The organism is Bacillus sp. GMs2/2 (assembly GCF_050172095.1).
Lineage (GTDB): Bacteria > Bacillota > Bacilli > Bacillales > Bacillaceae_G > Bacillus_A > Bacillus_A cereus.
Genome location: NZ_JBNLYE010000139.1, coordinates 1 through 10531, shown reverse-complemented (window position 1 = coordinate 10531; position 10531 = coordinate 1). Strand labels below are relative to the sequence as shown.

Below are 10531 nucleotides of genomic sequence, written 5' to 3'. Positions count from 1 at the left end.
AGCACGTTTTGTGATATTCTTCACATTGTTTAGTTAAAAAATAAATGTTTACTTACCATGATGTAACATTAAATCACTAAGTTCTTCTTCAATGTGATTTAATTTCGCAACGCCTTCTTTCCATTTATGAATATAACGTGAAACCCCAACGAAAAACAAAACAATAATTGTGGAAAGAATAATACCATATACGATTGCTACAGTACTCATAGTTACACTTCCTTATAATTAGTAATGTGGTTATTAGTTATATTTTTATTATAAACCTTTTTCTTTTAAAATACTTCGATTTCAACTTTTTGTAACAAAATTGATTTTTCTAACATTTCATTAGTGAAAATGGCATATTTTTCACAAATTATACAAAACTTCACCATATGTACTATTACCATATGAGTTATATTATTAAATAGAATAAAGGGGATGATATACTATGACGACTTGGTTTATTGTAATGTTAGTTGTATTTGGAGCATTTAAAATTATCGTTTCTAGCCTTCCTAACACTGTTATTGAATCCATTATTAGCAAGTACGAAACACATCCAAAACTTGAAGAAGAGAATGTGACTATTACAATTCACGGAAATAACGTAGAAGGCGAACAGAAATCAAAAATTATTCATGATTTTAACGAAGGTTTATTTTTAGATCGCTATTATGCACCACCACACAATGAGGGTACGCCTTTAATTATCAATGCAAAACGTGGCAAAAAGAATTTTACATTTTATATTTATAGTCACGAGGAGCATGTTGATGTTGTAAAACAATATAAAAAGAAGGTAGTTGCTTATAGTTTACGCTCTAAAAACCTTCAAAATAGTGATATGTTCGTGTCAGCTGACTTAGCTTAATACTCATATATTAGAAAAAGGAATCCAAGAAATATGGATTCCTTTTTTTCTCATTTACTGAAAAATAAGCTCTGTCTTCAAACTATCTTTCGGTAACAACCAGCCTTTTTTCTCTAAACTCGCCATTAATAATTCCCTTTGTTTTGTCGCAATACTTTCTTCATTTGTTTTAAATGACACTTCTATTACGAAGTCATCTTCTAATTTTCCGGTATTACTTAATGGCCAAATTTCAATATTTGCTTTTATGTTTTCAAACTCTCCTGTATATCGTTTCATTAATACAGGACCGTAAATACGGGAATTCTTTAACATTTCCTCTCCCCAATTTGTATACAACCATTTGTTCATTTTCCCTGGTAATTTTTCTACTAACATGTTTTGAGCAGCTTGTTCATTTGGTAAATCAAGTATCCCATATCCTTTAGCGCTGTAACTTTTCTTATTTGAAATGCTTAATTTTTTCTTCTCAAATCCCCAATCTATTTCCGCCTCATAACTATCCGTATTACTATCGAATCCTTCTTTTTTAGCTACTTCTAGTGCATCTTGAATTACACCATTTGGAATAGGATATCTTTTTTTATATGTTAATTCAAAATCTTTACTAAATTCTTTCTTTCGAATTCTAGCAAACCAACCTTCCTCGCTTAAACTTTTATTCGCAGTATCTAAAAATTGCACTTGTATTCTTTCATATTTTGTACCAGCCTGGAAATGTTCTAGCACCTCTTGCTTCATCTCTTTGTTATCACCTAATACTTGTTCTGGCTTCAATAATAACTTTACTTCAAAACTAGGTTTCATTGGACTAGCTGCAAACCCTTCCTTAACGTTATAAAGGAAACAACAAAAGAAAATGCTTACGAATACAAATACTTTTTTCATATACCTATCCCCTTTACATTTCAAATGACTTCTATACGTTCCATTGCAAGTGAATGTACATTTTCATACCCTGCTGTACTTAGCTTTTGTTGTAATCGATCCGTATCCTCTTTCAAAGCGTGCACTAACACCGTATGTTCTGGTAATAATGTATTTAGCATCTCTTTAACGTCTCTTATACTTTGGTGTACTTTATACGGAACTCTCTTCACCCTACATGTACTCCTTACATGTTCTTTCATAACTTTTTCTGCAAAACTCCCTTTCGCAATATGCCCAGTAAAAATAACGGCATTCCGTTTTTCATTCCGAAGTTGTTCATAGTATAACTGTGCTCGTTTCGTTTGCATATTCGCATCACTCATTACAACTATTCCGTAACTATTTTGCATACTAATGTCATTATCCATCACTATTATGTTTCTTTTTAAACTCTCCATAATCCATTTAAGTTCTTCATTATTTTTTATCCAACCTTTATATATGAACATCTCTTCAAATCCAGCCAAAATTTCTTTATCTACTATAAGCGGAAATTCTTTATATCGTTCATATAAATACAATACTATATCTTGCGCCCTACCAAGTTGTGGCAGCGGTAATAATGCTATTCCTTCATTTTGCATAACTCGTTCAATTTCTGCACATAGATCGTCTAATCTTTCATTTTGCGAAACATCATCTGTGTGATAAGCGGCATCTACAATTGCAACTTTTATATTGTGGCCCAATTTCCCAGGTAAATTAGCTCGTAGTATATTAGACTCTGCTGAATAGTCGCCTGAATAAAATACGTATGTATTACACATATCAACTAAAAACCAAACAGCTCCTAATACATGCCCACTATACCCCCACTGAAACCGCAATGTAGGAGTAATTTGTATCCATTCATTTGGATTACTAATCTCATCAATACATACATAATTTAAATCTTTTATATGTTGGTCCCTATAAGGTAACTTCCACCCTTGCATCACATTATAGTTTCTCCATTTTTCATAATATAACGGCAGTTGCTCCTTCGTATAACGAGTCGTCCAAATTTTTTTCTTATATCCATACTTCGCCAATAAAGGTAAACCCATCGTATGATCTTCATGAATATGTGATAAAAATACCGCATCTAAAAATGGAACAACTTCTCCCTCTATTTTTGGATAACTATTCTCATATGATCGATTAATACCACAATCAAATACTATTTTCGTCTCTTTATTTTTTACAAAATAGCAGGAGCGACCGTACTCCCCTGCTCCTCCCCATACTTCCATTCTCATCATGCTACCCCTTTTCGTGTTTGCTCCATATGTTGCAGCAGTAATAAGCACATTGTTGTAAGTCCAACAGAAACAACGGCCATCGCCATTCCTATAGATACTTCACCCTGTTCAAATTGAGCAAAAATAAACGTTGCTGACGTTTCTACTGATGGAGGTAATACGAGAAGTGATGCTACTAACTCTCTTATTGAAATTGTAAATGTCATCGCCCATCCGGCAAGAATGCCTGGGATAATAAGAGGCAATATTATTTTTCTAAAAATATAAATATAATTTCCCGAAAAAATACTTCCTGCCTGTACGAGAGAATCATCAATTTGTCCGAGTGATGATTTTACATATTGCACCGTGTAAGGTAAAAACAGAATAACATACGTTATGATAACCATAATTGGTGTATTATAAATTGACATAGGCATATATGGTGAATTCCAAAATAGAATAAGACCTACAACCATAACGATTCCTGGTACCATATTCGGTAACATACCGCACATATCAAGCCATTTTTCAGAGTTTTTTTTCCCTTTTCGAATCATAAGTGCCAAAAAGACTCCAATAATTACCGCAATAATCGCTGTTACGAGTGAAAAAAGAAAACTATTCCATAAAGCCTCTAATCCCGGAGATCCCATTGTAAACAATGCCTCATAATGGCTTGTTGTAAAGTTATTTACATGTAAACCGCCGCCTCTTAATTTTGAAAAAGAAGCAATAAGTATAGAAAAGTATGGAATTCCAATTGATACGATTAATAAACCAATTACATACATCCATGCTACAACGCGCGTAAATATAGACAAAGTATATCTTTTAGATTTCACACCTTTTCCACTAACCATTGCATATGAATACTTTCGATTCAATACATTTTGCATATACCAAATGAGCATACAAGCACTAAGTAATAAAGAAGATAATGCTGTTGCACTACTGAAATCAATTGGCCAACTCGAAATAAATTTATGAATTTCTGATGTTAACACGTGGAATCCTATTCTACGTCCGAATGTAGCCGGTGTTCCAAATTCAGCAATCGTCTTTACGAAAATGAGTAAAGCACCCATTACATAACTTGATACTAATAACGACAATATTATTTTTCTTAAGCGATAGAAAAAACTTCCGCCATGAACTGCTGCAGCTTCTTCTTTACTACTCCCAATCTGAAGTAACGTGTTTTTCAGCATGAAATAAAGGAATGGGAATAAATGCAGACTCATAATTAAGACCATACCTCCTAAACTAAAAAACGATGATGAAACTGTCTTTAGCATCGGGAAAAATTGTTCAAAATAGCCGTTAGGTTGCATGAACAAAATCCAGCCCATCGATCCAATATACGGCGGTGTCATAAATGGAATCATAAAAACAATATCTAACTTACTATACTTTCCTACATCTGTTTTGCTCATAATAAATGCCAATGGAAATGCAAATATTGTAGCACCTATTACAACGAGTACACCTAGAAGCATCGAATTTAGAAAAATCCCCGCTAATCCACCACTCTGCATCACTTCAAAAGGCTTTAAAAAATTCCAACTGCTATTTTCATATACACTAGAAAATAAAATAAGAAAAAGTGGAATGACGATTAACATCGCGACAAGTAATAACGCTATCGTCATTCCAACTTGTCTTACTGATACGAATCGATTTACCATGGAATCACCATCTTATTGAAATACTTTCTTAAATTGTTTCCCTATTTCATCTTGCTCTTTCTCAACTGTTTTCCAATCAATATTTAATACTGGAATCTCTTCTACATTTGGTCTATTTTCAGCTTTTATATCTGTTCTACCAGGCAATAAATACGCTTTAGAAACTTGTTTTTGTACATCATCGGATAATAAATAATCAATAAACTCTTTTGCACCTTCAACATTTTTACTATCCTTCATAATCCCCGCTGCACGTGGGCTAATAACTGTTCCGCTTTTTGGATATACGATATCAACAGGTTCACCCTTTGCTTTTGCTCTATACGTCATATAATCAACACCCGCAATGACCATATCTTTCGCACCTGTTACAACTGGGTCTAACGCTTCCTGGTTTGCTCCTGCTACTGTAACTTCATTTTTCTTAAGCTGCTCAAATAAATTCCATCCATCTTGTCCATTCTTTTTCACGTATCCTGTTACAAAGTCTAAAGCTGAACCTGAAAGTGCTGGATCTGGAAGATTCACTTTCCCTTTCCATTCTCCTTTCGTTATATCGCTCCAATCTTCAGGCGCCGTCTTCACATTTTTTGTATTGTATACAATCCCTAATGCTGAAGCACTATACCCGAAATAATGGCCTTTATCATCTGACCATTCAGAACGCAGCTTATCAGCTTGTTTCGCCTCTTTATAAGCTAACGTTTGACCCTCTTTCTTTAATCCTTCCATCGCTGGTAAGGAAGCGAGTACGACAACGTCAACGACTGGATTTTTCTTTTCAGCTTCCATTCTCGCTAAAATTTTACCAGTTGTCCCTTGAAACATTTCCACCTTTATACCAGTTTTCTTTTCAAAGTCTTTTTGAATTTTTTCTGCTAACCCTTTTGGCCCTGCACTATATACAACAATTTTCTTTTCATTCATATTTTTACTTTTTGCATCTGCATTACCTGTCTTTGAACTACAACCTGTTACTACAGTAGAAAATAGTAAAGTACATACAAATAAAGACTTAAGCGAACTGAATTTCTTCATACGATTCTCCCCCTATATGATGAATACATTTTTTGGGTACATATAACGATACTGGTTTCCCGATGCTTAGCTTACTATTGTGATAGGCTGTCCAGATGCCTAAAGTCCCCATATTTACTTTCACTTCATAACGCTCTCCTACGTATGTAACGTGCTGAATTTCACCTGTATACATTTCGCACACATCATTTTTTGTCCAACTCACATGCTCTGGACGAATCATTTTTTCACCCTCTACAAGCCAATTCGCCTTACCAACAAATTTGGCAACAAATTCATGAGACGGTTTCACATAAATATCTTCCGGTGTTCCTTTTTGTAATACTTCTCCTTGTTTCATGACAATAATTTGGTCTGACATTGACATTGCTTCTGTTTGATCGTGAGTGACATACAGTGCAGTTAAACCAATGGAATGAACGATATCCATAAGCTCTATTCTCATTTCTTCTCGCAAAATTGCATCGAGTGCACTTAGCGGTTCATCAAACAAAATAAAATGAGGTTTTGTTACAATTGCTCTAGCGAATGCGACACGTTGTTGCTGTCCACCAGAAAGTTCGTGTGGATACCTTTTCTCCATACCTTGCAGGCGAACTCGCTTTATCGCATCCTCTACTTTTTCTCGTAAATGATTCGTTTGCTTTGTAGCTCTTAAACCAAATGCAACATTTTCAAAAACAGTCATGTGCGGCCATAAAGCAAAATCTTGAAATACCATACCGATATTCCGTTCATGAGGAGATGTCTTTATCTTTTTTGTAGCAGAATACATGCACTGGTCTCCAAAATATATTTCTCCCTTATCCGGTTCTTCAAGTCCTGCTATCATTCTAAGTAAAGTCGTTTTCCCACATCCCGAAGGTCCTAAAAGTGTAGTGAATTCCCCTTTTTTCATTACAATCTGCAACGGCTTTAACGCTTGTGTTTTTCCAAATGTTTTTTCTAATCCATTAATTTTAATATCCATCGTCTCACCTCTCTCCCCTCATTCTTAACCTGCTTTCATTCTATATGGAAGATTTATACTGAATGTTAATGCACTGTAAAGATTAAATTAAAAAACTTCTAATAAACTATTTATTTCTATAGATTTTTTCTATAGTTAAAATAAAAAAGGCGGCAATTCATAATGAATCTCTTAAAATTAGAAATTGTAGTACTTATTAAGAAATACCAAAAGCTTACAATCGTTGCAGAAAAACTTGGCGTTAAACAACCAACTATTACTTTTCATATAAAAAGCTTAGAAGAAGAACTCGGTGTGTCTTTATTCGAATTACGTTCTGGAAGGTATTTCTTAACAGAGGCTGGTGAGGCTTTGCACCATTATGCTTGTAAAATAGATGCACTTATGAAAGAAGCTAGACGTGTCACGCAAGAGTTTAAAGATTTTCATAAAGGTGCTATAACAATTGGCGCTAGTTATGTACCAGCGACTTATCTTTTGCCAGCAGTCGTTCATCAATTTCAATGTGAATTTCCCAATATAAAAATAACGCTACTAGTGAAAACAGCCCCTGAAATTCGAATGATGCTACAAAATCACGAAATCGATCTTGGGATAATTTCCGCTGCTCCATTTGATGAACCACTTTTAAAACAAACGAATATAATGCCCGATACACTTGTTCTTGCCTTTTCCAAAGAACATCATTTTTCAAAAAAAGACAATGTATCGTTACAAAATATAGAAAAGGAACGCATACTATTGCATCGTAACCCATCTACAACGAGAGATTTACTTACACAATGGACGTTAGCGCACAACATTACATTCCAATCAGAAATTGAATTAGATTCATTAGAAACGATGAAACAAATTTTAAAATATGGTAATGGAATTGCCTTGATTTCTAAACTTGCTATCGAACAAGAAATACAACGAAATGAGATATGCTATATACCAATCCCTGAATTTGAATTTCAGCGTAATATTTATACGATTCATCATGAGGACAGATGGAATTCTAAAATCATTTCTTTTTTATTACAGAGCATCACTTCATTTGCAACAAAAAATTAAAAGGCTGTCGTTATGCACGACAGCCTTTTAAACTATAAATCTATTTATTTTTCTTTGCCTCAATTTTTGCTTGCGCCTCTTCAGCCTTATCTAATGCTTCTGATACTTTCTTCTCTTTTTCTTTCACTTCATCTATACTATCGACAGCTTTAATAATTTTATCGATTCCCTCTTCTTCTACCTTTCTACGCTTTGCCACTCTTTCATTTACTTTCTCTTCCACATCTTTTGCTTTTTGAAGCATATTCTCTGCATTTGATGTTACAGCTTTTTCAAGTTCATCATCTTTTTTCTTTTGTAACACTTCATTTGCAATGTCTTTCGCTTCTAAATACTTACCGTCTTTTAATGCTGTTGCTCCCTGATCCATTTTCTCAGCAACTTCTTTATATGATTTCGCTTCATTTCCTGATTTCTCTTTTTCTGCTTTTTCGAACCACATTGTTGCATCACTATACTTTTCATCTTTCAATGATTGCATACCTGTTTCAATATATGTGTCATAATTGCTACATCCAGCCATTACGACTAATAGAAAAAGCATAACAAAACTTAATTTTTTCATGCTGTTGTCTCCTTTTCTTTGCAAGCTCACTTTACTTTAACATACATGAAAAAGAGTTTCAAAAACTAAAATACTAATTTAGTCATTTTTATAATGATAAGTCAAATTTTTATTATTTTTAAGCGGACACATCTAGTTGTTTTTTCGCCATATGTTGCTTTACTCCAACTAATACAACTAACAATAAACCTACGCCTAATGTCATCATAACAATGCTAGTTGGCAACATATCTAATAGTAGTCCATATACAATCATACCAAGTGGTGCGATTGCAGTCGCAATTGTTTCAAGTAGGCCAAACACACGCCCTAGGTAGTTCGGATCTGTCGTTTTTTGCATATGTACTTGCATTGGAATGTTTACAATCATAATTGCTATACCAGTTAACATCATAAAAGCAATATAGTAAATAAAACTTGCTACTTTTGGAATGGTAACTAACAACGGAAAGACTGTACATAAACTTAAACCTGCAAACAAAAACAGTCCAGTATAAATTGAACGAAACGGATTATTCACTTCTTTACGCACCGATAAAGCAATCGCACCAATTAACATCCCGACTGCTAACATTCCCTCTACAGTACCAAGTTGCTTTGAAGATAAATGTAATGTATGTACGATAATGTATGGAAGTGCAACGGTTAGACCACACGCAAAAAAGTTTACCCACAATGCTATTTTCATTAAACCATATATTTCATGTTTTCGTTTTATATATGAAAAACCTTCTTTTATACTCGTCAAGAAATGCTCTTTACTCTCAGCCACTTCTTTTTTATATAAATCAAATACAATAAATAATTGCAAAATAACCGCTAAAAAGAATGTAATGCTATTCAACAAAAAGAACGACTGAATTGAAAAGAAACCAAATACAACTCCGCCAATAATCGGCCCTAAAATATTTGATAAAGAAGCCGCCGTTTGATTTAAAGCACTCGCTTTTTGAATACGTCCTTCATCTACTAAACTCGGAATAGACGACGTTAATGCAACGGAATAAAAACTTGCACAAATTGATAATAATGCTGCTGAAATATAAATAAAAAGAAGTGATGGTCCAAATATAGTAGCAAGAATAAACATACTAAGCATCGTTAAACTACTTAATAAATCAGTACCAATGACAAGCCATTTTCGATTGACGCGATCTGCTACAGCACCAGCAATTGGACCACAGATCATCCTTGGAAGTGATCCGCAAACGAGCGTAGTTGCAAACCCCATCCCTGAACCAGTAGTCTTTAATACGTATAACCCCATTGCGAACGTATAAATACTTGCGCCTAATAAAGACGTCATTTTTCCAATCATCATTAAAATGATGTTTCTCGTTGCAATCTTCATTCTTGAATCATGTTGTCCTATACTTATATCTCCCATTTTTGACTCTCTCCCCTTAAAAGTTAAATTGTGTTAAACTTATTATATAATCAATTTTCCGATTTCCACAACATAAAGTTAAATATAATTTAACTTTTTAAATATAAAGGAGCAATAATATGGCAACTCTCGGCGAAAAAATTAAAACATTAAGAAAAGAAAAAAAGCTTACACAAACAGAGCTGGTAGGTTCGGAACTGACAAAAAGTATGCTTAGTCAAATTGAAAATGGAAAAGCTACACCTTCTATGAAAACATTACAATATATTGCTGAAAAACTTGAATGTGAAATGAGCTTTTTATTAGAAGAAGATGAAGGAGAAATTGTAGAACTCATTCAAAAAATGGAGCCATTAATAAAAGCAAAGAAATGCGATGAAGTATACAAAACTTTACTACCTATCGTTCAAACAGAGCTACCTTCTACTTTAAATACAGCTCGCTTATATAAACAGTTCCTAACAGGAGCAGTTATTATAAACGATTATCATATTGAATATTACGTTGAAACTGCTGTTTCTATATTTGAAAAATATACTTTATATCGAGAAAGCACTGAAACGAAACTACTGTTTTACTATATGCTCTTCAAACGTAAAAAATATAAAGAATGTTTACAGATGATTGCTACAATTCGTGATGAATATAAAGCAAAGAATTTAGAAATGGATCTGATTACACATATACAACTATACTTAAAAGAAGCCATTATTTTACTCGCATACGGCAATTATGAAAAATGTGAAAAAGTCATTTTAGATGCACTTGCATTTTCAAAAAAGCATCAAGTGTATTATAAAACAGATGAATTTTACCGGATT

General features: G+C 33.7%; 12 protein-coding genes. 3 read left to right on the top strand and 9 right to left on the bottom strand.

The features are described from left to right. Positions 1 to 48 precede the first annotated feature (48 nt). Both ACQGS6_RS17035 and ACQGS6_RS17030 read right to left on the bottom strand, forming a co-directional pair. The gene (locus ACQGS6_RS17035; RefSeq protein WP_000108701.1) at positions 49 to 210 is read right to left on the bottom strand and encodes a hypothetical protein; all 162 of its coding nucleotides are present in this window, start codon (positions 208 to 210) and stop codon (positions 49 to 51) included. A gap of 65 nt (positions 211 to 275) precedes the next feature. Beyond that, a complete protein-coding gene (locus ACQGS6_RS17030) occupies positions 276 to 392 on the bottom strand; it encodes a hypothetical protein (RefSeq protein WP_001987133.1) in 117 nt (38 codons plus the stop codon). Positions 393 to 433: 41 nt separating this feature from the next. Between ACQGS6_RS17030 and ACQGS6_RS17025 the strand changes: the two genes are divergently transcribed. Further along, the gene (locus ACQGS6_RS17025) at positions 434 to 856 is read left to right on the top strand and encodes a YfmQ family protein (RefSeq protein ID WP_000214592.1); all 423 of its coding nucleotides are present in this window, start codon (positions 434 to 436) and stop codon (positions 854 to 856) included. Positions 857 to 910: 54 nt separating this feature from the next. Here the strand turns inward: ACQGS6_RS17025 and ACQGS6_RS17020 are convergent, their stop codons facing one another. From ACQGS6_RS17020 to ACQGS6_RS17000, 5 genes are read right to left on the bottom strand one after another with little or no spacing between them, the layout of a single operon-like run. Further along, positions 911 to 1744, bottom strand: coding sequence for a hypothetical protein (locus ACQGS6_RS17020; protein ID WP_000755308.1), 834 nt, complete (start codon positions 1742 to 1744; stop codon positions 911 to 913). Positions 1745 to 1764: 20 nt separating this feature from the next. After that, positions 1765 to 3027 (bottom strand): MBL fold metallo-hydrolase, encoded by a 1263-nt coding sequence (locus ACQGS6_RS17015; protein ID WP_426965342.1) that lies wholly within the window; start codon positions 3025 to 3027, stop codon positions 1765 to 1767. Then, positions 3024 to 4694, bottom strand: coding sequence for an ABC transporter permease (locus tag ACQGS6_RS17010; RefSeq protein WP_426965341.1), 1671 nt, complete (start codon positions 4692 to 4694; stop codon positions 3024 to 3026). The genes ACQGS6_RS17015 and ACQGS6_RS17010 overlap by 4 nt, the downstream gene beginning before the upstream one ends. 12 nt (positions 4695 to 4706) lie before the next feature. Next, positions 4707 to 5732 (bottom strand): ABC transporter substrate-binding protein, encoded by a 1026-nt coding sequence (locus ACQGS6_RS17005; RefSeq protein WP_074625473.1) that lies wholly within the window; start codon positions 5730 to 5732, stop codon positions 4707 to 4709. Next, the gene (locus ACQGS6_RS17000) at positions 5710 to 6702 is read right to left on the bottom strand and encodes an ABC transporter ATP-binding protein (RefSeq protein WP_000351796.1); all 993 of its coding nucleotides are present in this window, start codon (positions 6700 to 6702) and stop codon (positions 5710 to 5712) included. The genes ACQGS6_RS17005 and ACQGS6_RS17000 overlap by 23 nt, the downstream gene beginning before the upstream one ends. Positions 6703 to 6864: 162 nt before the next feature. On the opposite strand from ACQGS6_RS17000, the gene ACQGS6_RS16995 reads away from it, so the two are divergent. Beyond that, positions 6865 to 7758 (top strand): LysR family transcriptional regulator, encoded by an 894-nt coding sequence (locus ACQGS6_RS16995; RefSeq protein WP_001050632.1) that lies wholly within the window; start codon positions 6865 to 6867, stop codon positions 7756 to 7758. 40 nt (positions 7759 to 7798) lie between these two features. Here ACQGS6_RS16995 and ACQGS6_RS16990 read toward each other — a convergent pair whose 3' ends face one another. Continuing rightward, the gene (locus ACQGS6_RS16990) at positions 7799 to 8323 is read right to left on the bottom strand and encodes a DUF4398 domain-containing protein (protein WP_000736441.1); all 525 of its coding nucleotides are present in this window, start codon (positions 8321 to 8323) and stop codon (positions 7799 to 7801) included. 118 nt (positions 8324 to 8441) lie between these two features. Beyond that, positions 8442 to 9710, bottom strand: coding sequence for an MFS transporter (locus ACQGS6_RS16985; protein ID WP_000502482.1), 1269 nt, complete (start codon positions 9708 to 9710; stop codon positions 8442 to 8444). 119 nt (positions 9711 to 9829) lie between these two features. Here ACQGS6_RS16985 and ACQGS6_RS16980 point away from each other — a divergent pair. Further along, positions 9830 to 10531 (top strand): helix-turn-helix domain-containing protein (locus ACQGS6_RS16980; protein WP_426965340.1); only part of this gene is annotated, 702 nt, incomplete at its 3' end.

Excerpts from the sequence above, each read along its gene's own strand:
- ACQGS6_RS17035 (WP_000108701.1), bottom strand. The coding sequence starts at position 210 with ATGAGTACTGTAGCAATCGTATATGGTATTATTCTTTCCACAATTATT.
- ACQGS6_RS17030 (WP_001987133.1), bottom strand. The coding sequence starts at position 392 with ATGGTAATAGTACATATGGTGAAGTTTTGTATAATTTGTGAAAAATAT.
- ACQGS6_RS17025 (WP_000214592.1), top strand. The coding sequence starts at position 434 with ATGACGACTTGGTTTATTGTAATGTTAGTTGTATTTGGAGCATTTAAA.
- ACQGS6_RS17020 (WP_000755308.1), bottom strand. The coding sequence starts at position 1,744 with ATGAAAAAAGTATTTGTATTCGTAAGCATTTTCTTTTGTTGTTTCCTT.
- ACQGS6_RS17015 (WP_426965342.1), bottom strand. The coding sequence starts at position 3,027 with ATGATGAGAATGGAAGTATGGGGAGGAGCAGGGGAGTACGGTCGCTCC.
- ACQGS6_RS17010 (WP_426965341.1), bottom strand. The coding sequence starts at position 4,694 with ATGGTAAATCGATTCGTATCAGTAAGACAAGTTGGAATGACGATAGCG.
- ACQGS6_RS17005 (WP_074625473.1), bottom strand. The coding sequence starts at position 5,732 with ATGAAGAAATTCAGTTCGCTTAAGTCTTTATTTGTATGTACTTTACTA.
- ACQGS6_RS17000 (WP_000351796.1), bottom strand. The coding sequence starts at position 6,702 with ATGGATATTAAAATTAATGGATTAGAAAAAACATTTGGAAAAACACAA.
- ACQGS6_RS16995 (WP_001050632.1), top strand. The coding sequence starts at position 6,865 with ATGAATCTCTTAAAATTAGAAATTGTAGTACTTATTAAGAAATACCAA.
- ACQGS6_RS16990 (WP_000736441.1), bottom strand. The coding sequence starts at position 8,323 with ATGAAAAAATTAAGTTTTGTTATGCTTTTTCTATTAGTCGTAATGGCT.
- ACQGS6_RS16985 (WP_000502482.1), bottom strand. The coding sequence starts at position 9,710 with ATGGGAGATATAAGTATAGGACAACATGATTCAAGAATGAAGATTGCA.